This window comes from Pseudonocardia sp. ICBG1034 (assembly GCF_020131375.1).
In the GTDB taxonomy this organism is placed as follows: domain Bacteria; phylum Actinomycetota; class Actinomycetes; order Mycobacteriales; family Pseudonocardiaceae; genus Pseudonocardia; species Pseudonocardia alni.
Map to the genome: position 1 here is coordinate 228717 of NZ_JAHLEK010000023.1, position 23681 is coordinate 252397.

Consider the following 23681-nt stretch of genomic DNA (forward strand, 5'->3'; position numbering starts at 1 on the left):
GCACAGCCTGCCCGGCGGGCGGTGAAGTCGGTGTATCGGTGACGCGTCAGGGCGTCGGGGAGATGTCGGCGTCACCGGTCGGCGTGGCCGAGGTCGTCGGCGACAGCGGCGCACCGGTCGAGCCCACCGTGGTGGCGGCCGGGACGGCCGTCCGCCGCGACGAGGCGGGCACCGGGGTGGCCGCGAACCGCGCGACGGCCGCGGCACCCGGGCCGGGGACGGCCGGCCCGGCCGGGGTGGCGGTCGTGGCGGCGGGCAGACCGAACGCGAGCGCGCCGAGCGCCAGCCCGGACACGGCGGCGCCGGTGCCCAGACGCACCCGTCGCGACCGGCCGGAGCGACGGCCGTGATCGCCCTCGACCGGCGCCGGGCGCAGCACCGACACGAGCTGGCCGTCCGGGGTGAGCGACAGGCCCGCCGGCGGCGGGGGCAGCTCGGTGTCCTGCGGGATCGCGCGCAGCGTCGACATCAGCGACGGCGGCAGCGTGGGGGCGTCGGCACCGCGCAGCGCGGTGCGGGCCCGCCGCTGCTCGGCGACCTCCACCGCGCAGTCGGGGCAGCGCTCGAGGTGGCGGGTGGCGCGGTCGTGCGGACCGGCGGCCAGCTCGTCGTCCACGAAGGCGACGACCGCCTCGAGCGTCAGGTGGGTCGTCCCCCAGTCCGGGGGGACGACCTGGAAACGCCGTCGCTCGGTCACGGGACCAACTCTGCCACCGGACCGCGGTCGGATGCCACCGCCTGCTCCTCCGCCGCGGCCGCGCGGTGCCGCTCCAGCGACGCCCGCAGCGCGGTCCGGCCCCGGTGGATGCGGCTGCGGACGGTGCCGAGCTTCACCCCGAGGGTGGCGCCGATCTCCTCGTAGGACAGGCCCTCGACGTCGCACAGGACGACGGCGACCCGGAAGTCCGGGGGCAGCTCGTCCAGGGCGGCCTGCAGGTGCGGGTCGAGGTGGTTGATCGCGAACACGGTCTCGGGCTCGGGGCCACCGCCCGGGAGCCGGTCGGTGTCCTCGGGCAATCCCTCCATCCGCAGCCGGGCGCGGCGGCGGACCATGTCGAGGAACAGGTTCGTGGTGATGCGGTGCAGCCAGCCCTCGAAGGTGCCCGGCTTGTAGGACGCCAGGGACCGGAACACCCGGATGAAGGTCTCCTGGGTGAGGTCCTCGGCGTCGTGCTGATTGCCGGACAGGCGGTAGGCGAGTCGGTAGACGCGGTCGGCGTGCTCCCGGACGACCTCGTCCCAGGTGGGCGGGGTCCAGTCGGCACCCTCACCGGGGCGGGTACCGGCGGCGGCGTCCCGGAACGGGGCGTCGTCGGTTGCGCGAGGGGCGGACATCGGGGCGGGGCACCTCCGTGGAGTCGCGACCGTGTCGTGGTGTCGATCGGCCGCGAGGCTTCGTTCGTTGCACCACAGACTGCCCGCCACCCATGAGGAGGATGTGAAACCCGTCTGAGAGAAGTCTGTGAAACCGACGACGGATCATGCGGCGATAATCTTGCGCCATGAGCACACCCGCGGGGGCGGCCGCGTACGCCGAGGGCTACCTCGCCGAGGACGACGCGTGCGGCGAGGCCCGCGCACTGGGCACGGCGGCGGGCGCGCACCCCATCTCCGCGGCGGGCGGGGCGGCGCTGTCGGTGCTGGCCGCGACGGTCTCCGCGCGGGCCGTCGTCGAGATCGGGACCGGAGCCGGGGTGAGCGGGCTGTACCTGCTGCGCGGCATGGCCGGCGACGGGACGCTGACCACCATCGACGTCGACCCGGAGCTGCAGCGCTCGGCCCGGCGCACCTTCCTCGCCGCCGGGTACGGGCCCGGGCGCGCGCGGCTGATCAACGGGATGGCGCTGGAGGTGCTGCCGCGGCTGACCGACGGCGGCTACGACCTCGTCGTCGCCGACGCGGTCCCCGCCGAGTACCCCGGCTACCTGGCCGAGGCGATCCGGCTGCTGCGCCCCGGCGGGGTGCTGGTGCTGGAGGGTGTGCTCGACGGCGGCCGGGTCGCCGAGCCCGGTGCCGCGCACGGCCCGGGTACGGCCGCACTGCGCGAGACCGCCGCGCTGGTCCGCGACGACGAGCGCCTGCTGTCGGCGCTGCTCCCGGTCGCGGACGGGATGCTCTGCGCCGTCCGCAGGTGAGCGGAGCGAACGCGGCACCGACACCGCAGGTGAGCGCGGAACCGCGGGTCGGCGCTACTGCGCCGTGACGCCCTTGCCCAGGACGACGACGCCGCCGTTGGATACGGTGTAGCGGCTGCGGTCGAGGTTCAGGTCGACGCCGATCAGCGCGCCGTCGGGGACGACGACGTTCTTGTCGAGGATCGCCCGGCGCACGACCGCGCCCCGGCCGATCCGGGCGCCCGGCAGCACGACCGAGTCCGAGACCTCCGCGCCGCCCGACACGGACACGTTCGGGCTGATGACCGACCGGCGCACGATCGCCCCGGAGATGATCGTGCCCGCGCCGACGATCGAGTCCTGCGCGATGCCGCCCTCGACGAACTTCGCCGGCGGCAGCGCGGGCACCGCGGTGCGGATGGGCCAGCGCTGGTTGTAGAGGTTGAAGATCGGGTGCACCGAGACGAGGTCGGTGTGCGCGTCGTAGTAGGCGTCGATGGTCCCGACGTCGCGCCAGTAGCCGGCGTCGCGCTCGGTGGCGCCGGGGACGACGTTGTCGGCGAAGTCGTAGACGTGCGCGTCACCCTCGGCGACGAGCGCCGGGATGATGTCCCCGCCCATGTCGTGGTCGGAGTCGGCGTTCGCCGCGTCGGCCTTCAGCGCGTCGAGCAGTGCCTCGGTGGTGAACACGTAGTTGCCCATCGAGGCGAAGGTCACCTCGGGGTCGTCCGGCACGTGCGGCGGATCGGACGGCTTCTCGAGGAACTCGGTGATGCGGCCGGTCTCGTCGGAGGCGATGCAGCCGAACGCCTTGGCCTCGGCCCGCGGCACGCGGATCCCCGCGACGGTGACGCCCGCGCCGGACTCGGCGTGCTGGGCGATCATCTGCGCCGGGTCCATCCGGTAGACGTGGTCGGCGCCGAACACGGCGATGTACTCGGGCTGGTCGTCGTAGACCAGGTTGAGGCTCTGGAAGATCGCGTCCGCCGAGCCGGTGTACCAGCGCCTGCCGAGCCGCTGCTGGGCCGGGACGGTGGTGATGTACTGGTCGAGCACCGACGACAGCCGCCACGTCGTCGAGATGTGCCGGTCCAGCGAGTGCGACTTGTACTGGGTCAGCACGCACAGCCGGTCCATCCCGCAGTTCACGAGGTTGGACAGCACGAAGTCGATGAGCCGGTAGTTGCCACCGAACGGGACGGCGGGCTTGGCACGGTCCGCGGTGAGCGGCCAGAGCCGCTTCCCCTCGCCACCGGCCAGCACGATGCCGAGAACCCTTCCGGGAAGACGTCCGGACGCGGTCGGTCGCATGGCGTGAACACTAGTGGGCGCCCGGTGGCGGGGCCATACGTCCGGGCCCGCCGGGCAGGGTCGGACCGGATCGGACGCAGCGATCGCCCGGCGGACTCCTCGCGCCGCGTCCGCCCGCCCCGGTAGCGTCCCGGCCCGTGCGCGTCGGCCTTCTCACCCGTGAATACCCGCCAGCCGTCTACGGCGGCGCCGGAGTCCACGTGGGACATCTCGTCCCCGCCCTGCGGGAGCTCGTCGACGTCGACGTGCACTGCTTCGCCGAACCGGGCAGCGACGCCCCGGCCGACGCGCGCGCGCACTCCGCGCCGCCGCTGCCGGACGGGGCGAACGCGGCGCTGACCACGCTCGGGGTGGACCTGTCGATGGCCGCCGAGCTGGAGCGCTGCGACGTCCTGCACTCCCACACCTGGTACGCCAACATGGCGGGCCACATCGGCGGCCTGCTGCACGGGCGCCCGCACGTGGTCACGGCCCACTCGCTGGAGCCGCTGCGGCCGTGGAAGGCCGAGCAGCTCGGCGGCGGGTACCGGCTGTCGTCGTGGGTGGAGCGGACCGCCTACGAGGCGGCGGACGCCGTCATCGCGGTCTCCCACGGCATGCGCCGCGACGTGCTGAACGCCTACCCCGCGATCGACCCGGACCTGGTGCACGTGGTGCACAACGGCATCGACACGCAGTTCTACGCGCCCGACCCGGCCCGCGACGCGCTGCTGGCGCACGGCGTCGACCCGGACCGGCCGCTCGTGGTGTTCGTCGGCCGGATCACCCGGCAGAAGGGCCTCGGGCACCTGGTCGCGGCGGCGCACCGGTTCGACCCGTCGGCGCAGGTCGTGCTGTGCGCGGGCGCCCCGGACACGAAGGAGATCGCGGCCGAGACCGAGCGGGCGGTGGCGGAGCTGTCCGCCTCGCGCGACGGCGTCGTGTGGATCCAGCGGATGCTCGCCACCGCCGAGGTCCGCCAGTTGCTGTCGGCGGCGACGGTGTTCGTGTGCCCCTCGGTCTACGAGCCGCTGGGCATCGTGAACCTGGAGGCGATGGCCTGCGGTACGGCCGTGGTCGCCTCCGACGTCGGCGGGATCCCGGAGGTCGTCGACGACGGCGTGACCGGCCTCCTCGCGCACTACGACCCGGCCGACACCGCCGCGTTCGAGGCGGCACTGGCCGAGGCGGTCAACGCGCTGGTCGCGGACCCGCGGCGGGCCGCGACGATGGGTGAGCGGGGCCGGGAGCGCGCGGTCGCCGAGTTCGCCTGGGCCGAGATGGCCCGGCGGACGCTGGAGATCTACGAGTCGGTGGCCTGAGGCCCGTCACCGAGGCCCGGGTACGACGACGGCGGGACCGGTTCCCCGGTCCCGCCGCGTCGTGTCCGTTCCGTCGGCCGTCAGCCGACGGTCGACTTCAGCGCCTCACTGAGGTCGGTGGCCTCGTCCGGGGTCATCTCGACGACGAGACGCCCGCCACCCTCGAGCGGGACGCGCATCACGATGCCCCGGCCCTCCTTGGTGACTTCCATGGGCCCGTCGCCGGTGCGGGGCTTCATCGCGGCCATTCGTCCGTCCTCCGTCAACATCCACAACTGTCGTTCCCCGGTGCGCGCTCGGGGCACGCGCCGACCGTGGGACCACATTGTCCCCCATCACCGGCGCCGAGGTGCAACCGAGGCGATCACGGCTCGGCAGCGATACCCGCGGCGTTCACGCAGCGCAACGGCCCGGCGACGCTACGGCGACCCCGGTCCGGTCCCCCGCGGGCCCTCCGGGCCGGCCCCGGCACGCCAGCAGTACGCGACGTGGTCGTCGACCAGACCGGTCGCCTGCATGAGTGCGTAGCAGGTGGTGGGACCGACGAACCGGAAGCCGCGCTTCTTGAGCGCCTTCGACAGCGCCGTCGACGCGGGTGTGGAGCCGGGGACGTCGGACAGCCGTGCCGGGCGCGGGTGGTCGGCCGGGTCGGGTGCGTAGGAGGCGAGGAACGCGCCGAGGTCGTCGCCGGCGTCGAGGAGGTCGAGCACGGCGCGGGCGTTGGAGATCGTGGCCTCGATCTTCATCCGGTTGCGCACGATCCGGGCGTCGCCGAGGAGGCGGGTCACGTGGTCGTCGCCGAAGCGGGCGACCGTGTCCGGGTCGAAGCCGGCGAAGACCTCGCGGAACGCCGGGCGCTTGCGCAGCACGACGATCCAGGACAGCCCGGACTGGAACGCCTCCAGGCTCATGCGCTCGAACCAGGCCGCGGTGCCGTGGACGGGGCGGCCCCACTCGTCGTCGTGATAGGCGACGTAGTCCGGTGCCGAGAGCGCCCAGTCGCAGCGGGGGCGGTCGTCGTGGGCCGCGGGGTCGGGCGATGTCACCGGCCGGCCCGGTAGCGGTCCTCGGTCCGCTCGGCCATCCCGCGCAGCGAGTGCGCGACCCCGGCCCGGAACGCGGGGCGCACCAGCGGCCAGCCGAACCGGCCGAGCGCACCGAGCGGCAGGTCGAGCAGCTCGGTCCACAGGAAGCGCGACCGCGCCGGGCCCAGCTCCACGACGACGAACACGCCGTCGCCGCGGATCACGGTGCCGGTGTGGGTGACGACGATCCGCCGCTCCCCCGTCGCACCGGCGGGCGGTTCGGTCCACTCGGTGACCCGCATCGTGTCGGCGACGCCGAGCGGCCCGACCCCGGTGACCGCGCGCAGCTCGGTGCCGACCGAGCGGCCGTCGCCCGCGGTGATCTCGACGGTCGTGCCGAGCATCCAGTCCGACTGGCCCTCGAGGTCGGAGACGACCTCCCACAGGACGTCGGCGGGCACGTTGACGTCGACCGGGACCGTCAGCTCCACCCGGCCGCCACCGGCCGGCCGCACGCCCGGGGTGCGGTCGCCGACCCCGCCGTCGCGACCGTCCCCGCTCCTGCCTGCGGTACCGCCGTCACCACTGCCGTCGTTGCTCGTCACCCGGATCCTCCTCGGCGCGCATCCGCGCGATCGTCGCCTCCAACCGGGCCACCCGGTCGGCCAGCTCGTGCCGGTCGGTCCGGACCCGGTCCAGCTCGCCGGCCAGCCGGTCGAGTGCCCAGTCCACCTCAGCCATCCGGTATCCGCGCAGCACCTGCTGGAAACGCAGGTCACGGACGTCGGTTCCGGAGACCTCGCGGGCGGGCAGCCGGGTGGGTGTCGCGTCCGGGGCGAGCGGGGCGAGCTCCTCCCCGCGGCCGAAGACCGCGGCCGCCAACACGAACACCAGCGCGGCGACGCCGGCCAGGACGATCACGTACGCGAGGGCGGTCCCCATGCCGCCATCTCATCACGCCGGTCCGACGACGGGTCTCACCCCACGCGGGCGGCGGGTGCGACCACCGGCTCGGCGGATCCCCCGTCGCGCACCCGGCCCGGTGGGGGCCGGTCCACCTGGCGCAGCGGACGGGTCTCGGTGCGCCAGCCCGTCTCCGCGCCGTGGCCGGTGCGCACGTGGCCGGGGAGGACGTCGTCGGGGAGGAACGCGGTGAGTCCGGCGCCGGAGTCCTCGACCCCGCAGCGGGCCAGGGCCGTGGCGAGGACCTCGCGGGAGGTACGGCCGAGCTCGTGCAGCGGGCGGTTGCGGTGCCGGCGCACGCCGAGGTCGGCCTGCGCGATGGCCGCGGTCCCGCCGACGACGGTGTCGGCGTCGGTGTCGAGCAGCAGGCCGATGTCGACGCCGTAGCCGGTCGCGAACGGGAGCCGGTCGAGCAGCTCGCGGGTGGCGGCGTACTCGCCCCCGATGGGCTGACGGACGTGCCGCAGCCCGGGGCGGAGCGCGGCGAGCAGGGGGCGGGCGAGCAGCTCGGTGACGCGGCCGCCCTCGTGCCCGCTCGCGTCGTCGGGGCCGCAGGCACCACCGGGGCCGGTGAGCGGGCGCCGGTGGTAGCCCTTGACCAGCGCGGTCCCGGGCCGGGTGAGCAGCGGCGCGAGAAGCCGTTCGACGAGCTCGGGGTGCGGGTCGACGAGGTCGGCGTCGACGAAGCAGACCAGGTCGGCCGGGCGCGGCCCGTTCCCCAGGGCGACGACGGCGCGCCACATCGCCTCGCCCTTGCCCGGCAGCACCCGGACGCCGGGCACCGCACGCTCGCGGCCGAGCACCCGTGCCCCGGCCGCCGCGGCGCACTCCGCGGTGCGGTCGGTGCTCCCGGAGTCGAGGACGACGAGGTCGTCGACCAGCGGGGACGGGCCCTCGCACAGCCGGGTCAGCCCGGCGACGAGCGCACCGACCGTCGCCTCCTCGTCCAGGGCGGGCAGGACGACGGCGATGCGACGGCCGTCCTTGCGGGCGGCGAGCCGGGCGGAGAGGGTCACGGGCTCAGGTGAGCGGACGGGCGCACTCGTCGAGCGCCGCGCCGGCCAGCCCGGCGGGGTCGGCCGGGGCGGAGTCGTCGCCGCGGACCTGCCGCAGCCGCTCGATCGGGGCCCGTGAGGCGAACCCGCGGTCGGCGAGGCCCGCGACCCAGTCGACGAGGCCGTCCCAGTGGCCGTCGGGGTCGAGCAGCACGACCGGCTTGCCGTGCAGGCCGAGCGTCCCGGCCGTCCAGACCTCGAAGAGCTCCTCGCAGGTCCCGATGCCGCCGGGCAGCGCGAGGAACGCGTCGGCGCGGTCCTCCATCTGCTGCTTGCGCTCGCGCATGCTCTCGACGACGAGCAGCGCGTCGCTGTCGTGGTCGGCCCACTCGCGCTCGACCATGGACCGCGGGATGACCCCGACGGTGCGGCCGCCCGCCTCCCGGGCGCCGGCCGCGACCGCACCCATCATCGACTTGCGGCCCCCGCCGGACACGAGCGTCCAGCCGCGGGCGGCGACGGCCCGGCCGACCTCCCGGGCGAGGTCGAGGTAGTGCGGGGCGACGCCGTCGGAGCTGGCGCAGTAGACGCAGACGGCGAACCCGGGCTCCGGACCGGCCATCAGTGCGTCTCCTCCCAGGCGTGGTAGGCCTCGTTGACCACGTCGACGGCGTCGTCGATGTCGTCGGTGACGTGCAGCAGGTCGAGGTCCTTCTCGCTGATCTTGCCGTCGGCGAGGACGGTCTTGGCGATCCAGTCGTAGAGGCCGCCCCAGTAGTCGCTGCCGAGCAGGACGACCGGGAACTTCGTGACCTTCTTGGTCTGCACGAGGACGAGCGCCTCGAACAGCTCGTCGAGCGTGCCGAAGCCGCCGGGCAGGCAGACGAACGCCTGCGAATACTTCACGAACATCGTCTTGCGGGCGAAGAAGTAGCGGAAGTTGATCCCGAGGTCGACCCACGGGTTCAGGCCCTGCTCGAACGGCAGCTCGATGCCGAGCCCGACCGAGAGCCCGCCCGCCTCGGAGGCACCGCGGTTCGCGGCCTCCATCGCGCCCGGGCCGCCCCCGGTGATGACGGCGAACCCGGCTCCGGCGAGCCGCGCCCCGAGCTCGCGGCCCAGCTCGTACTCCGGGGAGCCTGCCTGCGTGCGGGCCGAGCCGAACACGGTCGCCGCGCGCGGGAGTTCGGCGAGCATCCCGAACCCCTCGACGAACTCGGCCTGGATCCGCAGCACCCGCCACGGGTCGGTGTGCACCCAGTCGGCCGGGCCCCGGGAGTCGAGCAGCCGCTGATCGGTGGTGGTCGGCTCGATGCTGCGTTCGCCGCGCAGCACCACCGGGCCACGCTGCTTCTCGGGCTGCTTCTCGTGCAGCGTCCGGGGATCGGCGTTCTCGTCGGCCATGGCGATCACGGTATTCGGGCGGCGACGACCCGCCCCCGCCGGTGGGGGTCGTCGGCGCTGTCGTCGGCGCGGGCCCGGCCGGCCGGCTCCGGTCAGGCGGGGTGGCCCGCGAGGTAGCGGCGCAGCACCCCGGTGCAGGCGGTGATCGCGTCCTCGGCGACGTGCTCCTCGCGGGTGTGGGCGAGGTTCGGGTCGCCGGGCCCGTAGTTGACCGCCGGGATGCCCAGCGCGGCGAAGCGGGAGACGTCGGTCCAGCCGTACTTCGCCCGCGGCACGGCCCCGGTCGCGGCGACGAACTCCGCGGCCGCCGGCGCGGACAGGCCCGGCAGCGCACCCGGCGAGAGGTCGGTGACGACGAGCGGGAACCCGTCGAACACCTCTCGGACGTGCTCGACGGCCTGCTCGGCGGACCGGTCCGGGGCGAACCGGAAGTTCACGGTGACGACGCACTCGTCGGGGACGACGTTGCCCGCGACCCCGCCGCCGATCCGCACGGCCTGCAGACCCTCGCGGTACTCGCAGCCGTCGATGTCCACCCACCGCGGCCGGTACGCCGCCAGCCGCGAGAGGATCTCCCCGGCCCGGTGGATCGCGTTGTCCCCCAGCCACGACCGCGCCGAGTGCGAGCGTCGTCCCGCGGTCCGCAGCTCGACGCGGAGGGTGCCCTGGCAGCCGGCCTCGAGGGTGCCGTCGGTGGGCTCGCCGAGGATCGCGAGGTCGGCGTCGAGCCAGTCCCGGTGCTCGCGCTCGATGCGGCCGAGCCCGTTGCGCTCCGCTTCGATCTCCTCGCAGTCGTAGAACACCAGGGTGAGGTCGTGCCTCGGCTCGGCCAGCGTGGCCGCGAGATGCGCGAAGACGGCATCGCCGGACTTCATGTCCGAGGTGCCGCAGCCGTGCACGATCCCGTCGGCGCGGCGCGACGGCACGTTGTCCGCGATCGGCACGGTGTCGATGTGCCCGGCCAGCAGCACGCGGTGCGGACGCCCCAGATCGGTGCGCGCGAGCACCGCGTCACCGGACCGCAGCACCTCCAGGTGCGGCGCCTGGGTCCGCAGCGCGGCCTCGAGCGCGTCGGCGAGGCGCCGCTCGTCCCCGGACACACTGGCGATGTCGACCATCGCGGCGGTCAGGGTCACCGGGTCGGACGTGAGGTCCAGCGCGGGCAGCGTCGTCGTCACCGGCCCGACGCTACCGACCCGCCCGGGCGCCCCTCCTCCGCGACCCGGCCGCGCGGGCACTCCGGACCGACCGCCGCGGCGCCGGATCGACGTCCCGGCCCGGTGCCGCGTCGCCGGGGGTGGGCTCGCTGGTCGTCGCTTTGCTCTGCTCACCGATACGCAGCACGGGCCCGCGGGCGCCTCGCGCGCCCCTGCAGTCGCCCCCGGATCGGGGCAGGGTCGGGGCGTGAACGGTCTCCGTTCGCCCACTGGAGGCGTTCCCGGGCCTGCCCGCTGCGTATCGGTGAGCAGAGCAAAGCGACGCACGGACGGCCACCTTTGGGTGACCGATCCGGCCGCGGGCCCGCCGTGTCGATCATCGCCGGCACCGGCGACGGCCCGGTTGTCCACAAGTGCGTGAGTTGCCCACAGGTTCGCAGGTCACCGGTGCGTTCCGGGCTCGGGGACGCAGGGTCGGTGCATGGACATCATCGAGGGCGACCGGTTGCCCGCGGAGCCGCCGCCGGCACCGGTCGACGTCGTCGTCCCGGATCTGTCCGGCCTGGTCCGGCGGGTGCGGCGCAGCGCCGACCTGTCGCAGCGGGAGCTCGCGGAGCGGACGGGGCTGGCGCCGTCGACGATCGCCCGGATCGAGAGCCGGTCGCTCGCGCCGGCGCTGGACACGCTGGCCGCGATCCTGTCGGTCGCGGGGCTGCGGCTGGTCGTCGTCGACGCGGAGAACCGGCGGGTGCCACCGATGGAGGACCCGCCGGGTGACCTGCGGGACGGGGCGGGGCGCAGGTTCCCGTCGCATCTGGACGTGATCCTCGACCCGCTGCCCGGCGAATGGTGGGGCGACCGGTACGGCTGCGCCCGACCGCCGGAGACGTTCCACCGGGATCGGCCGCTGCGCGACGCGATGCGGCGGCGCAGCGTGTGGGAGGTGCGGGTCGCGCAGTTCCGCACGGTGCCGCCACCGCCGACCATCGAGCACTGGATGATGATGCAGGCCCGGTGCCGGGGGTGCGGGCGACTGCCCGACCCGCCACCGCCGCCGTTCGCGCCGGCCGCGGTGCTCCGCTATCTGCAGGCCGCGGCCCTGCTGCTCTCGGTACGGGCAGCCGATCATGACGACGTGTCCCGGCGCACCCACCGCGACGCGCCGTGGGCGACGGCGGGACGGTAGGTTCGGGGCCCGTGAGCACCGAGTACCGCCGCGAAGGCGCTTCCGGAACCGGCCTGGCCACGGTCACGACCGACGGCACCGTCCTCGACGTCTGGTACCCGGCGCCGGTGCTGGCCGGGGGTGCGTCCGACGACGCCGTCGACCTGGCGCCCCTCGTCGGGACCGACGAGCTGCGTGGGGTCCGCACCGAGGTCGTGCGCACCGAGATCGCCTCGCTGGCCGACGCGCCCGCCGACGCCGCCGACGTCTACCTGCGGCTGCACCTGCTCAGCCACCGCCTCGTCCAGCCGCACCAGGTCAATCTCGAGGGCCAGTTCGGGCTGCTCACCAACGTCGTCTGGACCAACCACGGCCCGTGCCCGGTGCCCGGGTTCGAGCTCACCCGGGCGAAGCTGCGCGGCCGCGGCCCGGTGACCGTCACCCATGTCGACAAGTTCCCGCGGATGGTCGACTACGTGATCCCCGCCGGCGTCCGCATCGGTGACGCCGACCGCGTCCGGCTCGGCGCGCACCTCGCCGAGGGCACGACCGTCATGCACGAGGGCTTCGTCAACTTCAACGCCGGCACCCTCGGCGCGTCGATGGTCGAGGGCCGGATCTCCGCCGGTGTCGTCGTCGGGGACGGCTCGGACGTCGGCGGCGGTGCCTCGATCATGGGGACGTTGTCCGGTGGCGGCAAGGAGATCATCTCGATCGGCCGCCGCTGCCTGCTCGGCGCGAACGCGGGCCTGGGCATCTCCCTCGGCGACGACTGCGTGGTCGAGGCCGGTCTCTACCTCACGGCGGGCACCAAGGTCACGCTGCCCGACGGCAGCACCACCGCGGCGCGCGAGCTGTCCGGCCGGAACGGGCTGCTGCTGCGCCGCAACTCGGTGTCCGGCGCGGTCGAGGCGCTGGCCCGTACCGGCGACGGCATCGCCCTCAACGCCGCGCTGCACGCCAACTGACGGCCCGGCAGCGGTTCGCGGCGGAACGACCCACAGAAGCAGGACGGCGGGGACATGGTGGGCATGGACGGGGCTGCGCAGCCTCCGGGGAACCTTTACGGCGCCGCGGACCTCGGTGAGCCGCTGACCGCGGGACCGCAGGACCCGGCGGTGGCGCACGTCCGCGCGCTGCTGGACAAGCGGCTGCGCGCGATGCTGCGGCACGAGCCCGGTGTGCGCGACGGGTCCGAGATCGAGGACCTGCACCAGATGCGGGTCTCCGTGCGGCGGATGCGGGCGGCGCTCAAGGCCGCCCGCCCCCTGCTCGACCACACCTGGGCGGATCTGCTGCGGGCCGAGCTCGGCCGGCTCGGCCGGGCGCTCGGCCCGGTGCGCGACCTCGACGTGATGATCGACCGCCTCCGCGGTGAGGTGGCCACGCTGCCGTCGGCCGAGCTGGCCGCCGGTGAGCGACTGGTCGCGGTGCTGGAGGCCGAGCGGGTCGGTGCGCGGGCCGAGATGCTCGACGAGCTCGACTCCGACCGGCACGCGGCACTGCGTCGCTCGCTGGTCGAGGCCGTCTCCGCCCCGCTGCCGGAGCCGCCGGAGGAGGTCGCGCGCCCCGAGCTGATCGAGCTGGTCCGGGCGGAGACCCGCAAGCTCGTCAAGGCGGTGCGCCGGGCCGGGCCGAACCCGCCGGACATGACCTTGCACGACCTGCGGATCCGCACCAAGCGGCTGCGCTACACCGGTGAGCTCGTCGCACCGGCGATGCGCGACGCGGACGGGTCCCGCACCGACGACGCCCGCCAGGTGCGCCGGATGCTCAAGGCCGCCGCCGGGCTGCAGGAGGTCCTGGGCGACCACCAGGACGCCTGCGTCGCCGAGCACCGCATCCGCGCCCTGCTCGACGAGCTGGGCCCCGGCCCCGACGCCCACGAGGTCTTCGTCGGCGGCCGGCTGGTCGAGCGCGAGCGGGCCCGCGCCGAGGCGCTGCGCGCCCAGTGGTGGGCCGCGTGGGAGCACCTGGCCGAGCAGGCCGAGGCTCTCTGAGGCGGCGCCCGCTCAGCGCGGGCGGTCCCCGATCCGGACCACCGCGACGCCCTGCAGCACCGCACCGACCAGGAGCAGCCCGATCGCGGGCGGGAACCCGGCGGAGTCGATGACCACGCCCATCACCAGCGGCCCGATCCCGGCCGAGAGGTAGCCGATCCCGAGGCCGAAGCCGCTGACGGCGGCGCTGCGGGCCGGGGTCGGCGTCCGCCACGCGATCACCGTCAGCCCCAGCGGGAACCCGGCGCCGACGCCGATGCCGATCAGGACCGCCCACAGCCACGGCAGCGGCGTCCCCGGTGCGGGGGCCAGCAGCACCCCGAGCGTCCCGGCGGCCGAGCTGACCACGGTCAGCGCCGCCCAGAACCGCCACCGGCGTCGTCGCTCGGCCGCGGCCGGGAACAGCAGGGCCGCGGGGATCTGGGCGATGCTCCACGCCGCGAGGAGCAGCCCGGCCCCCTGCGGTGACCAGCCCTGCGACTCGTAGAACGGGGACAGCCAGGTCAGCCAGCCGTAGAAGATCGTCGACGAGCCCGCCAGGTAGCAGGCGATGCGGCGCGCGAACGGGTCGTGGCGGACCCGGACCTCCTCGGCGACCGACGGGCCCTCGTCGGCCGCTCCCGGGGCGCCCGCGGGCTCCGGACGGGCGTGACCGATGCGGCTCGCGACCGGCGCCCACACCGCGACGGCGAGCACCGCGGGCACGGCCCACACCGCGAGCGAGAGGGACCACCCTCCCAGGGCGACGGCCAGGGGCACCGCGACGGCGGAGGCGACCGTCGCGCCGATCATCATCGAGACGACGTAGGCGCCGGTCACCGCGCCCGCCCGATCGGCCAGGTGCTCCTTCACGACCCCGGTGAGCAGCACCCCGGACACCCCGATGCCGAGCCCGACCAGCACCGAGCCGCCGACGAGCGCGGGCAGCGCCACGACCGACCGCAGCAGGCTGCCCACCCCGATCGTCGCGACGGCGACACCGAGCAGCCGCTCACGACCGACCCGGGCGGCGACGGCGGCGGCACCGAACGAACCCGCCGACATCATCAGCACCGCACCGGCCTGCACCAGACCCGCCGCGCCCGCCCCGATCCCGAGGTCGGCCCGCGCGGTCTCCAGCAGCGGCGGGTACCCGGCGAGCCCGGCCCGCAGGTTGACCGCGAGCGCGAGCACCCCGAGCAGGACCAGCGCGGGCCGGACGACCGGCCGGGACCGGGCCACGGGTGCCTCGGGCCCGGCGCCACCGGGCGCACCCGGACCGCCGGAACGCGGTGCCTGCATTCGACGGCTCCTTCGCCTGCCGGGTCCGCCGGATCGCTGCACCGGCGTCGTCGCTACCGGGCCGATCCTCTCCCGGGTCCTTGCCTATCGCAACGACAGCCGGGGTCAGGCGGCCCCGAGACGCTCCACGGCGGCGTCGATCCGCTCGTCCGGCGCGGTCAGCCCGACCCGGACATGCCGGGCGCCCGCGGGACCGTAGAACTCACCGGGTGCGACGAGGATCCCCAGGCCGGCGAGCCGGTCCACGGTCTCGCGGCACGGCTCGTCCGCGCTCGCCCACAGGTAGAGCCCGGCCTGCGAGTGCTCGACCGTCAGCCCGGCCTTCTCCAGCCCGGCCCGCAGGCGGGTGCGACGGGCGTCGTAGCGGGCGGCCTGCTCGGCGACGTGCGCGTCGTCGGAGACGGCCGCCTCCAGCGCGGCCTGCACCGGACGCGGCACGATCATGCCCGCGTGCTTGCGCACCTCGAGCAGCCCCGACACCAGCGCCGGGTCCCCCGCGACGAACCCGGCGCGGTACCCGGCGAGGTTCGACACCTTCGACAGCGAGTGGACGGCCAGCAGCCCGGTGGTGTCGCCGTCGCAGACGTCGGGGTGCAGCACCGACCGCGGGGCCGGGTCGGCGTCGCCGGGCAGTCCGAGGTAGCACTCGTCGGAGGCGACGACCGCGCCCCGCTCCCGTGCCCAGGTCACGACCTTGCGCAGGTGCTCGACCGGCAGGACCCGGCCGGTGGGGTTCGACGGCGAGTTCAGCCACACCAGCCGGACCCGGGCCGGGCCCGCGGCGGTGAGGCCATCGGAACGGACGTGCCCGGCCCCCGCCAGCCGCGCCCCGACCTCGTAGGTCGGGTACGCGAGCTCCGGGATGACGACGGTGTCGCCCGCGCCGAGGCCCAGCAGCGTCGGCAGCCACGCGACCAGCTCCTTGGAGCCGATCGTGGGCACCACCGCGGCCGGGTCGACCCCGGACACGCCGAAGCGCCGCTGCAGCGAGGCGACGACCGCCTCGCGCAGCGACGCCGGGCCGTGGGTCGTCGGGTAGCCGGGCTCGGCGGCGGCCGGCCCGGCCACCGCGTCGCGCAGGACCCCGGGGACCGGGTCCACCGGGGTGCCGACCGACAGGTCGACGATGCCGTCCGGGTGCGCCGCCGCGCGCTCACGCGCACCGGTCAGCGAGTCCCAGGGGAAGTCGGGGAGGTCGAGCCTGCTCACTCGTCGTGTTCCTGCGGGGGCAGGCTCTTCGCCGGCTCCACGTCACGGTCGACCTTGCCGAGCTTCGAGGCGCCGCCGGGCGAGCCCAGCTCGTCGAAGAAGTCCACATTGGCCTTGGTGTAGGCGGCCCACTGGTCGGGGACGTCGTCCTCGTAGTAGATGGCCTCGACGGGGCAGACCGGCTCGCAGGCCCCGCAGTCGACGCACTCGTCGGGGTGGATGTAGAGCATCCGTCCACCCTCGTAGATGCAGTCCACCGGGCATTCCTCGATACACGCCTTGTCGAGCAGGTCGACGCAGGGTTCGGCGATCACGTAGGTCACTTCGGTGGTCCTCCACTCGGAGCAGCGGGCACCCGGAGATCATGTGGTGGCGGGGTGCCCGGTCAAACTGGGACGCCCGCAGGTTAACCCGCGCCCCCTGGCGGGGCAGGAGTGAGGTGGTCGGCTTCATGCTCGACGAGCTGGCGGGACGGCGGGTGGCCCTGCGCCACCGCATCGCACCGGAGGGCACACCGGGCCCCGGACTGACCGACGCGGTCGGTGAGCTGGAGCCCGACGGGCCCGACGCCGTCGTCGTCCACACCCGGTCGGGCCCGGTGCGGGTGCGGCGCGACGCCGTCGTCGCCGTCCGGGAGGTGCCGCCCGCCCCGGCCCGGCGGGCGTCCCGTGCGGCGGTGGACCGGCTGGAACGCGTACGGGCGGCGGCCTGGCCGGCGCCGGTCGTCGAGGAGCTGGGCGGCTGGCTGCTGCGCGCGGCCGGCGGCTGGACGCGGCGGGCGAACTCCGCGCTCGCGCTCGGCGACCCGGGGATGCCGGTCGAACGAGCCCTGGAACGCGTGCGGGAGTTCGCCGGGCGGCACGGCATCGCCCCGACGGTGCAGGCCCCGGTGGACGCGCCGTGGTCGAACCGGGTGGCCGAGGCGGGCTGGGTACGGGCCGAGGCCCCCGGGACCTGCACCGTGCTGGTCACCCGCGCCGCGTCCGACGGCCCGGCGCCGCAGTGGCCCGCGACGCCCGGACCGGAGTGGTGGGCCGCGCAGGGCGAGCCGGAGCCCGGGCCCGGCGCGCCCGCGTGGGCGGTGCTGACCGGGGTGCTGCGTCCCGGTGAGCAGAGCGGAGCGACGGGCACGGACCGCGTCGAGGTCGGGTTCGGCACGCTCACCGACGCCGGCGGGACGCCGGTCGCATCGGTGCGCGCCGCCGTCGTCGACTCCCACGTCTACGTGTCACGGCTGTGGGTCGTCCCGGCCGCGCGGCGCGGCGGTCTCGCGGCCCGGCTCACCGGGCTGGCGCTGTCCTGGGGCGCGGCGCACGGGGCGCGGCACGGGATGCTCGACGTCGCCGACGACAACACCGCCGCGCTCGCCCTCTACCGCGGCACCGGCTGGACCGGCCACCACCGCTACCACTACCTGGTCCCCCCGGATCCGGCCTGACCGGAGGGTCAGGGGCTCAGGCGAACCCGCGGCGGAGCAGCCAGGCGCGAGCCTGCTTGGCGGCGCGCTTGAGCCCCGACCACTCCCCCAGGTACTTCCCGACGACGCCGACGACCGGCAGCAGCCCGAGCCACTGGTGGTAGAAGCGGCCGTGCGGACGCTTGCCCAGCTCGTCCTCGACGCCCCACAGGGCCCGCCCGAGACGCCACACGGCGCTGCCGACGCGCTTGAGCGTGGCCCGCTTGCCGTCGCCGGCGAGATCACCGGTGAGCTCCTCGGCGCGGGCGTCGGCATCGGCGTCCTCGGCCGCGGTGAGCTCCCGGGCGGCGAGGTCGAGCTCACGCTGGAACAGCACCGACGCCAGCAGCTCGACGAGCCGGTCCTCCGAGCGGACGCCGTGCTCGCCCGCGATCGCGACGAGCAGCAGCCCCTCGCCCGCCGCGCCGACGGCGTCGGACACCGGCAGGGTGCGGGCCAGTGCCCCGCCCAGACCCGGGATCGCGGCGATCAGCGTGGTGAACCGGCCGACCCGGTAGACCCACCAGTCGGTGCGGGCGGGGACGTCCATCGCCGCCCAGGCCGAGGTGCCGGGGACCTTCACCGACGCCAGCGCGTCGAGGATCTTGTCGGCGAGCGAGCGTTCCTCGTCGGTCGCGTCCTCCGGACGGTCCGAGCCGGGCGTCACCCGGGCCCGCAGGCCGAACGGGTCGGACTCGCGCAGCCCCTCGAGCACCGGCCGGGTGGCCCGCACGAACGGGCGCAGGACCCGCACCAGGTCGTCGTCGGAGATCGTCATCGGGTCACCCTCCGGTCGTTGCGGCCGGCCGCCAGCCGGTCGAGCGCCCTGCGGAACGACACGACGCCGGTCACGGCGCCGGCGACGAGCAGCAGCAGCGACTCCCAGGTCACCGGGAGCAGGAGGTCCCCGCCCGGGCCGAAGAAGCCGAGCACGAGCACCGCCGCGAACCACACGACCAGCGGGGCGGCCGCGCCCGCCGGGGTCGGGAGGATCTCGGTGGCCGTGGTGTGGATCAGCCACGGCAGCGAGACGACCACGATCACCGTGCCCAGCGGCACCGGGACCGGCCCGATGTAGAGCATCTGGAACATCAGCTCGAAGGCCACCAGCAGCAGCGAGACCACCAGCAGCACCAGCGCGAGCGGGAGCCTCGTCACGTCGCTCACCCGTCGACCCCCTCGAACAGATCCGTCTCCGTCGTGCCGGGCGGCGCGCCGGCGAGCACGTACTCCTCGACCCCCAGCAGCGGCTGGACGATGCCGTTGCTCATCGCGAACGCGACCCAGCCGTCGCCGCCGCGGACGTCGATCTGGGTGGCGTGCGCCCGCATCGCCGCGACCCGCTCGTCGTCATGGGCGTCGACGTCGACCCGGGTGGTGACGGCGGCGGCGTCGTGGCCGGGGTGCTCGTCGGGCTCCGGCCAGCGCAGCCCGGTGCGGTCCGGGTCTCCGCCGAGCGCGGAGAGCAGCTCGGTGAGCCCGTCGTCGAGCAGCGCGCTCGACCGCACCGCGAAGTACAGCTTGGCGACGACGTCCGGGCGCGCCCCCGCCGCGGCGACGACCAGCTCGTGCGCCCGGACGTGGTCGGGATGGCCGTAGCTGCCGTCGGAGGCGTAGGAGACCAGCACCTGCGGGCGGACCTCGTCGATGATCTCCAGCAGCTGGGCGAGCTGGGTGCCGAACGGCTCCGGGGCGGCGAACGCCCGCGGGTGCAGCTCCGGCGGGAGCGCGGCGCGGGTGCCGTGCCCGGCCAGCACCATGCCGGAGTCGCGCCAGCGCCCGGGGCCGCCGAGCCAGCGGTGCCGGGGCCCGCCGAGGGCGGCCAGCGCGCCGTCGAGCTCGCGGATGCGGTAGCCGCCGAGCTGGTCACCGCGGTCCGGGGCGAGCTCGGCCAGCTCCGGACCGATCACCTCGCCCTCCTCACCGAGGGTGCAGGTCACCACGGTGACCTCGCAGTCGGGGTCGGCGGTGTAGCGGGCGATGGTCCCGCCGGTGGTCAGGGTCTCGTCGTCCGGGTGGGCGTGGACGAGCAGGAGGCGACGAGCAGGCACGCAGGGAGCCTACGGGGCGATGATCGACCCCGCCGCGGCGTGGGGGACGACGGGCAGCGGGAACTCCGCCGCCTCCCCCGTCGCCGGGGGGAACGTGATCGTCGCGCCGGTCAGCGGGACGGTCGGGACCGCGGTCCCGGCCAGCCCCGCCGGTTCGACGCCGTCGCGGACCAGCAGGTCGCCCAGGGCCGCGATCATCGCGCCGTTGTCGGTGCACAGCCGGGGCACGGGCACCCGCAGGGTGATCCCGGCGGCCGCGCAGGCGCGCTCCATCTCGGTGCGCAGCACCCGGTTCGCCGCGACCCCGCCGACCATGAGCAGGGTGTCCGCGCCGCGCTCGGCACACGCCCGCAGGGCCTTGCGGACCAGGACGTCGACGACGGCCATCTGGAACGACGCGGCGACGTCCGGGACCGGGACGGCGCGGCCCGCGTCCTGGGCGGCCTCGACGTGCCGGGCCACGGCGGTCTTGAGCCCGGAGAAGGAGAAGCCGAACGCGGCGTCGCGCGGACCGGTCATCGGGCGCGGGAACGCGATCGCGGCCGGGTCGCCGTCGAGTGCGGCCCGCGAGACGGACGGGCCGCCCGGGTAGGGCAGGCCCAGCAGCCGGGCGACCTTGTCGAAGGCCTCGCCCGCCGCGTCGTCGACGGTGTCGCCGAGGTGCTCGACGGGGTCGCGGGCCAGGTCGCCCAGCGCCAGCAGCGAGGTGTGCCCGCCGGAGACGATCAGGCAGACGCAGCGGTCGGGCAGCGGCCCGTGCTCCAGGACGTCGACGGCGGCGTGTCCGGCCAGGTGGTGCACCCCGTACAGCGGCACGTCCAGCGCCGCCGCGTACGCCTTGGCCGCCGCGACGCCGACGTGCAGCGCGGGCGAGAGCCCCGGCCCCGCGGTGACGGCGACGGCGTCGACGTCGGACAGCGACACCCCGGCCGCCTCGACCGCCGCGCGCACCATCGGCGTCACCGCGCTCACGTGGGCGCGGGCCGCGACCTCCGGGACCACACCGCCGAAACGGGCGTGCTCGTCCGCCGACGACGCCAGCCCCTCGCCGAGCAGCACACCGTCCCGGACGAGACCGGCACCGGTCTCGTCGCACGACGTCTCGATCCCCAGAACCAGCGACACGCCACCCAGTTTCGCACCGGGTGGCGTGTCGTGGCCGTGGGGTCCTGCTCGGACGGGTCGTGCTCGGTCAGGTCCGCAGGAGCGCGCGCTCCTCGGCGAAGTGACAGGCCACCCGGTGCCCCGGGCCGGACGCGATCTCCAGGACCGGCTTCTCGTCGATGCAGCGCGCCTTGTCGGCGTCGGGCAGCTCCAGGTGCTTCCAGCACCGGGTGCGGAACCGGCAGCCCGACGGCGGGTCGGCCGGGTTGGGCACGTCCCCGGTCAGCACGATCCGCTCCCGCACCCGCTCGACCTCCGGGTCCGGGACGGGCACCGCCGAGATCAGGGCCTGGGTGTAGGGGTGCTGCGGCCGGTCGAACAGGTCGTCGCGGTCGGCGACCTCGACGACGTTGCCCAGGTACATCACCGCGACGCGGTCGGAGATGTGGCGCACCACCGACAGGTCGTGGGCGATGAACAGGTAGGTCAGCCCGAAGTCGCGCTGCAGCTGCTCGAGCAGGTTGAGCACCTGGGCCTGGATGGACACGTCCAGGGCCGAGACGGGCTCGTCGAGCACCACGAACTTCGGGTTGAGCGCGATCGCCCTGGCGATGCCGACGCGCTGGCGCTGTCCGCCGGAGAACTCGTGCGGGTAGCGCTCGGCGTACTCGGCCGAGAGCCCCACGGTCTCGAGCAGCTCCGGGATCGTGGAGTCGGTGAGCTCGCCGCCGAGCAGCTCGTACTTCTCCGACAGGATCGACCGGACCGTCATGCGCGGGTTCAGCGACGCGTACGGGTCCTGGAAGACGATCTGCATGTCCTCCCGGGCCGAGCGCAGCTCGGACTGCCCGAGCGCGGTCACGTCGCGGCCGTTGATGTGCACGCTGCCGGCGGTGGGCTCGTGCAGCCGCAGGATCGCCCGGGCCGCGGTCGACTTGCCGCAGCCGGACTCGCCGACCAGCGACAGCGTCTGCCCCTCGGGGATCTCCAGGTCGATGCCGTCGACGGCCTGCACCACACCGACGGTGCGCTGGAACAGCACGCCGGAGCGGATCGGGAACGACTTGGTCAGTCCCGCGGTGCGCAGCATCGGCTCGTCGGTCGCCGTCTCCGCGACGTGTGCCTCGGACCCCGGCACGACCGGCTCGCGCGGCGTGGCGGCGGCCTCGCCGACCTCGTCGGAGTGCAGGCAGGCATGCTGGTGACCGGGCCGGTCGGTGAGCTGGACCAGCTCCGGGGTCCTCTCCGCGCAGGACGACGTGGCGAACCGGCAGCGCGGGTGGAACGCGCAGCCCGACGGGACGTGCGCGAGGTTCGGCGGCTGCCCGGGGATCGGCTCCAACTTCTCCGGCCGGGCCTGGTCCATCCGCGCCAGCGACGACAGCAGCCCGTAGGTGTAGGCGTGCCGCGGCTCGGCGAAGATCTCGTCGTTGGTCCCGGTCTCGACGACCCTGCCCGCGTACATGACCATGATCCGGTCGGCGTGCGCCGCGACCAGGCCCAGGTCGTGGGTGATCAGGACGATCGCCGTCTCGCGCTGCTCCTGGAGCTTCTCGAGCAGGTTCATGATCTGGGCCTGCACGGTGACGTCGAGCGCGGTGGTCGGCTCGTCGGCCAGCAGGACCTTCGGGTCGTTCGCGAGCGCCATCGCGATCATCGCGCGCTGGCGCATCCCGCCGGAGAACTCGTGCGGGTACTGCGACGCCCGCGCGGCCGGGTTCGGGATGCCGACCTCCCCGAGCAGGTCGACGGCGCGGCGGCGGGCGGTGACCTTGCCGGCCTGGCGGTCGTGCGCCCGGATCATCTCGGCGATCTGGTCGCCCACCTTGTAGACCGGGTTCAGCGCGGTCAGCGGATCCTGGAAGATCATCGCGATGTCCTTGCCGCGCAGCTTGCGCTGCTCGGACTCCGACATCGTCAGCAGCGAGCGGCCCTCCAGCAGCACCTCGCCGCTGGGAAACGTCGCCGGCGGGGTCGGCACGAGGCCCATCAGGCTCATCGCCGACACCGACTTGCCGGAGCCGGACTCGCCGACGATCGCCAGGGTCTCGCCCCGGTCGACGTGCCAGCTGACGCCGTCGACGGCCTTGACCACTCCGGCGTCGGTGGAGAAGTGCACCCGCAGGTCGCGGACCTCGAGCATGTGCTCGCTTCGGTTCTCGGTCACGGGTCAGTTCCTCCCGCGCAGCTTGGGGTCGAGGGCGTCGCGCAGGCCGTCGGCCACGAACGCGAAGCCCAGCGTGGTGATCGCGATGGCGGCGGACGGGAAGATCCACAGGAAGCTCTTGCCCGGCACCGACAGGTACTGGGAGGCCTGCGAGATCAACCGGCCCCACTCGGGGACGTCCGGCGGGACGCCGACGCCGAGGTAGGACAGGGTCGCCATCGCGACGACGACCACGCCGATCGAGGTGAACGAGTACACGAGCACCGGCGCCACGGCGTTGGGCAGGATGTGCCGGGTCAGGATCCGCCGGGTGCCCGCCCCGATCGAGCGGGCCGCCTCGACGTACTCGGCCTCCCGCAGGGCCAGCACCTGGCCGCGCATCAGCCGGGCGGTCGTCATCCAGCCCAGTGCGACGAGTGCGATGACGACCGGCAGCGTCCCGCCGCCGACCGCGCGGACGATCACCAGTGCGCCCACCAGCGGCGGGAACGCGAGGAAGATGTCGATGATCCGGGCGATGACCGCGTCCCAGGCGCCGCCCTTGAACCCGGCGAGTGCACCGAGCGTCAGCCCGAGGACGAGGGAGAAGAAGACCACGGACAGGCCGACGATCATGGCCAGCCGGACGCCGTAGATGATCCCGGAGTACAGGTCGCGGCCGAGGACGTCGGTGCCGAAGAAGTGCGCCGACGACGGCGGCTGCAGCGTGTTGAGCAGGTTCTGCTCGAACGGGTCGTAGGGCGTCGAGAACGGCGAGATGATCGCCATGACGATCTCGAACGCGACGATGACCAGCCCGGCCATCGCGAGCTTGTTGCGGCGGTAGCGCCGCCAGATCTCGGCGAACTGGCCGTTGGACCGCGCGCGACGGGGACCGTCGGGCGCCGGTGTGACGGCCTCGGCGGGGTCGCCGCCCGGCAGTCCGAGCGCGGCGGCCGGATCGGTGGCCGGCGCGCCGGGGGTGGGTGGTGGGTTCAT

General features: G+C 74.8%; 26 protein-coding genes. 6 read left to right on the forward strand and 20 right to left on the reverse strand.

What is annotated here, in order from left to right; genetic code table 11:
- Positions 1-46: 46 nt before the first annotated feature.
- Both KPF22_RS25265 and sigE read right to left on the reverse strand, forming a co-directional pair.
- Positions 47-697 (reverse strand): anti-sigma factor, encoded by a 651-nt coding sequence (locus KPF22_RS25265; protein ID WP_208819298.1) that lies wholly within the window; start codon positions 695-697, stop codon positions 47-49.
- Positions 694-1335, reverse strand: coding sequence for an RNA polymerase sigma factor SigE (gene sigE, locus KPF22_RS25270; RefSeq protein WP_062400471.1), 642 nt, complete (start codon positions 1333-1335; stop codon positions 694-696). Before sigE ends, KPF22_RS25265 begins: the two co-directional genes overlap by 4 nt.
- 167 nt (positions 1336-1502) lie before the next feature.
- Between sigE and KPF22_RS25275 the strand changes: the two genes are divergently transcribed.
- Positions 1503-2135 carry an O-methyltransferase gene (locus tag KPF22_RS25275; RefSeq protein WP_062400469.1) on the forward strand — a complete coding sequence of 211 codons (633 nt, stop codon included), beginning with the start codon at positions 1503-1505 and terminating at the stop codon, positions 2133-2135.
- Between the two features lie 54 nt (positions 2136-2189).
- On the opposite strand, the gene glgC is transcribed toward KPF22_RS25275, so the two are convergent.
- The gene (glgC, locus tag KPF22_RS25280) at positions 2190-3425 is read right to left on the reverse strand and encodes a glucose-1-phosphate adenylyltransferase (protein ID WP_224400903.1); all 1236 of its coding nucleotides are present in this window, start codon (positions 3423-3425) and stop codon (positions 2190-2192) included.
- Positions 3426-3562: 137 nt separating this feature from the next.
- Between glgC and glgA the strand changes: the two genes are divergently transcribed.
- Positions 3563-4726 carry a glycogen synthase gene (glgA, locus tag KPF22_RS25285; RefSeq protein WP_224400904.1) on the forward strand — a complete coding sequence of 388 codons (1164 nt, stop codon included), beginning with the start codon at positions 3563-3565 and terminating at the stop codon, positions 4724-4726.
- 80 nt (positions 4727-4806) lie between these two features.
- Here glgA and KPF22_RS25290 read toward each other — a convergent pair whose 3' ends face one another.
- The 8 genes from KPF22_RS25290 to dapE form a co-directional block, all read right to left on the reverse strand.
- Complete coding sequence (locus KPF22_RS25290) at positions 4807-4974, reverse strand: DUF3117 domain-containing protein (protein ID WP_010241564.1); 168 nt, start codon at positions 4972-4974, stop codon at positions 4807-4809.
- A gap of 171 nt (positions 4975-5145) precedes the next feature.
- Positions 5146-5772 carry a DNA-3-methyladenine glycosylase I gene (locus KPF22_RS25295; protein ID WP_224400905.1) on the reverse strand — a complete coding sequence of 209 codons (627 nt, stop codon included), beginning with the start codon at positions 5770-5772 and terminating at the stop codon, positions 5146-5148.
- Positions 5769-6356: an SRPBCC family protein gene (locus tag KPF22_RS25300; protein WP_374107440.1), complete on the reverse strand. Its 588-nt coding sequence runs from the start codon at positions 6354-6356 to the stop codon at positions 5769-5771. Before KPF22_RS25300 ends, KPF22_RS25295 begins: the two co-directional genes overlap by 4 nt.
- Entirely contained in the window at positions 6331-6693 is a 363-nt protein-coding gene (locus KPF22_RS25305) for a DivIVA domain-containing protein (protein WP_178374339.1), read from the reverse strand. The genes KPF22_RS25300 and KPF22_RS25305 overlap by 26 nt, the downstream gene beginning before the upstream one ends.
- A 35-nt stretch (positions 6694-6728) precedes the next feature.
- Positions 6729-7730 (reverse strand): glucosyl-3-phosphoglycerate synthase, encoded by a 1002-nt coding sequence (locus KPF22_RS25310; protein ID WP_208819306.1) that lies wholly within the window; start codon positions 7728-7730, stop codon positions 6729-6731.
- Positions 7731-7734: 4 nt separating this feature from the next.
- Positions 7735-8331: a TIGR00730 family Rossman fold protein gene (locus tag KPF22_RS25315; RefSeq protein WP_208819308.1), complete on the reverse strand. Its 597-nt coding sequence runs from the start codon at positions 8329-8331 to the stop codon at positions 7735-7737.
- Positions 8331-9113 carry a TIGR00730 family Rossman fold protein gene (locus KPF22_RS25320; RefSeq protein WP_224403482.1) on the reverse strand — a complete coding sequence of 261 codons (783 nt, stop codon included), beginning with the start codon at positions 9111-9113 and terminating at the stop codon, positions 8331-8333. Before KPF22_RS25320 ends, KPF22_RS25315 begins: the two co-directional genes overlap by 1 nt.
- A gap of 92 nt (positions 9114-9205) precedes the next feature.
- Positions 9206-10279, reverse strand: coding sequence for a succinyl-diaminopimelate desuccinylase (gene dapE, locus KPF22_RS25325; RefSeq protein ID WP_224403976.1), 1074 nt, complete (start codon positions 10277-10279; stop codon positions 9206-9208).
- Between the two features lie 472 nt (positions 10280-10751).
- Here dapE and KPF22_RS25330 point away from each other — a divergent pair, with 472 nt between their 5' ends.
- The 3 genes from KPF22_RS25330 to KPF22_RS25340 all read left to right on the forward strand — a co-directional run bounded on the left by KPF22_RS25330 (position 10752) and on the right by KPF22_RS25340 (position 13435).
- Positions 10752-11456 carry a helix-turn-helix transcriptional regulator gene (locus KPF22_RS25330; protein WP_224403483.1) on the forward strand — a complete coding sequence of 235 codons (705 nt, stop codon included), beginning with the start codon at positions 10752-10754 and terminating at the stop codon, positions 11454-11456.
- 11 nt (positions 11457-11467) lie between these two features.
- Positions 11468-12403, forward strand: a complete 936-nt coding sequence (gene dapD / locus KPF22_RS25335; RefSeq protein WP_208819313.1) for a 2,3,4,5-tetrahydropyridine-2,6-dicarboxylate N-succinyltransferase — start codon at positions 11468-11470, stop codon at positions 12401-12403.
- Positions 12404-12466: 63 nt separating this feature from the next.
- Complete coding sequence (locus KPF22_RS25340; protein ID WP_208819315.1) at positions 12467-13435, forward strand: CHAD domain-containing protein; 969 nt, start codon at positions 12467-12469, stop codon at positions 13433-13435.
- Between the two features lie 12 nt (positions 13436-13447).
- Here KPF22_RS25340 and KPF22_RS25345 read toward each other — a convergent pair whose 3' ends face one another.
- From KPF22_RS25345 to fdxA, 3 genes are all read right to left on the reverse strand, one after another.
- The gene (locus KPF22_RS25345; RefSeq protein WP_208819317.1) at positions 13448-14716 is read right to left on the reverse strand and encodes a CynX/NimT family MFS transporter; all 1269 of its coding nucleotides are present in this window, start codon (positions 14714-14716) and stop codon (positions 13448-13450) included.
- A 105-nt stretch (positions 14717-14821) separates the two neighbouring features.
- Complete coding sequence (dapC, locus tag KPF22_RS25350) at positions 14822-15925, reverse strand: succinyldiaminopimelate transaminase (protein ID WP_224403484.1); 1104 nt, start codon at positions 15923-15925, stop codon at positions 14822-14824.
- Positions 15922-16248 (reverse strand): ferredoxin, encoded by a 327-nt coding sequence (gene fdxA, locus KPF22_RS25355; protein WP_020626080.1) that lies wholly within the window; start codon positions 16246-16248, stop codon positions 15922-15924. Before fdxA ends, dapC begins: the two co-directional genes overlap by 4 nt.
- Before the next feature lie 116 nt (positions 16249-16364).
- On the opposite strand from fdxA, the gene KPF22_RS33335 reads away from it, so the two are divergent.
- Entirely contained in the window at positions 16365-17363 is a 999-nt protein-coding gene (locus KPF22_RS33335) for a GNAT family N-acetyltransferase (RefSeq protein ID WP_224403485.1), read from the forward strand.
- Between the two features lie 16 nt (positions 17364-17379).
- Here the strand turns inward: KPF22_RS33335 and KPF22_RS25365 are convergent, their stop codons facing one another.
- The 6 genes from KPF22_RS25365 to KPF22_RS25395 form a co-directional block, all read right to left on the reverse strand.
- Positions 17380-18159, reverse strand: a complete 780-nt coding sequence (locus KPF22_RS25365; protein ID WP_062400446.1) for a hypothetical protein — start codon at positions 18157-18159, stop codon at positions 17380-17382.
- Positions 18156-18548: a hypothetical protein gene (locus KPF22_RS25370; RefSeq protein WP_208819322.1), complete on the reverse strand. Its 393-nt coding sequence runs from the start codon at positions 18546-18548 to the stop codon at positions 18156-18158. The genes KPF22_RS25365 and KPF22_RS25370 overlap by 4 nt, the downstream gene beginning before the upstream one ends.
- The gene (gene mshB / locus KPF22_RS25375; RefSeq protein WP_208819323.1) at positions 18545-19432 is read right to left on the reverse strand and encodes an N-acetyl-1-D-myo-inositol-2-amino-2-deoxy-alpha-D-glucopyranoside deacetylase; all 888 of its coding nucleotides are present in this window, start codon (positions 19430-19432) and stop codon (positions 18545-18547) included. The genes KPF22_RS25370 and mshB overlap by 4 nt, the downstream gene beginning before the upstream one ends.
- A 9-nt stretch (positions 19433-19441) precedes the next feature.
- Positions 19442-20557: a tRNA (adenosine(37)-N6)-threonylcarbamoyltransferase complex transferase subunit TsaD gene (tsaD, locus tag KPF22_RS25380; protein WP_224403486.1), complete on the reverse strand. Its 1116-nt coding sequence runs from the start codon at positions 20555-20557 to the stop codon at positions 19442-19444.
- A 67-nt stretch (positions 20558-20624) separates the two neighbouring features.
- Entirely contained in the window at positions 20625-22703 is a 2079-nt protein-coding gene (locus tag KPF22_RS32780; protein ID WP_308010469.1) for an ABC transporter ATP-binding protein, read from the reverse strand.
- 3 nt (positions 22704-22706) lie between these two features.
- Positions 22707-23681, reverse strand: a complete 975-nt coding sequence (locus tag KPF22_RS25395) for an ABC transporter permease (RefSeq protein ID WP_062400437.1) — start codon at positions 23679-23681, stop codon at positions 22707-22709.

Coding starts and splice junctions, on each gene's coding strand:
- KPF22_RS25340 (WP_208819315.1), top strand. CDS start 12,467: ATGGACGGGGCTGCGCAGCCTCCGGGGAACCTTTACGGCGCCGCGGAC.
- KPF22_RS25315 (WP_208819308.1), bottom strand. CDS start 8,331: ATGGCCGGTCCGGAGCCCGGGTTCGCCGTCTGCGTCTACTGCGCCAGC.
- KPF22_RS25395 (WP_062400437.1), bottom strand. CDS start 23,681: ATGAACCCACCACCCACCCCCGGCGCGCCGGCCACCGATCCGGCCGCC.
- KPF22_RS25365 (WP_062400446.1), bottom strand. CDS start 18,159: ATGACGATCTCCGACGACGACCTGGTGCGGGTCCTGCGCCCGTTCGTG.
- KPF22_RS25275 (WP_062400469.1), top strand. CDS start 1,503: ATGAGCACACCCGCGGGGGCGGCCGCGTACGCCGAGGGCTACCTCGCC.
- KPF22_RS25330 (WP_224403483.1), top strand. CDS start 10,752: ATGGACATCATCGAGGGCGACCGGTTGCCCGCGGAGCCGCCGCCGGCA.
- KPF22_RS25305 (WP_178374339.1), bottom strand. CDS start 6,693: ATGGGGACCGCCCTCGCGTACGTGATCGTCCTGGCCGGCGTCGCCGCG.
- KPF22_RS25320 (WP_224403482.1), bottom strand. CDS start 9,113: ATGGCCGACGAGAACGCCGATCCCCGGACGCTGCACGAGAAGCAGCCC.
- sigE (WP_062400471.1), bottom strand. CDS start 1,335: ATGTCCGCCCCTCGCGCAACCGACGACGCCCCGTTCCGGGACGCCGCC.
- KPF22_RS25345 (WP_208819317.1), bottom strand. CDS start 14,716: ATGCAGGCACCGCGTTCCGGCGGTCCGGGTGCGCCCGGTGGCGCCGGG.
- glgC (WP_224400903.1), bottom strand. CDS start 3,425: ATGCGACCGACCGCGTCCGGACGTCTTCCCGGAAGGGTTCTCGGCATC.
- KPF22_RS25290 (WP_010241564.1), bottom strand. CDS start 4,974: ATGGCCGCGATGAAGCCCCGCACCGGCGACGGGCCCATGGAAGTCACC.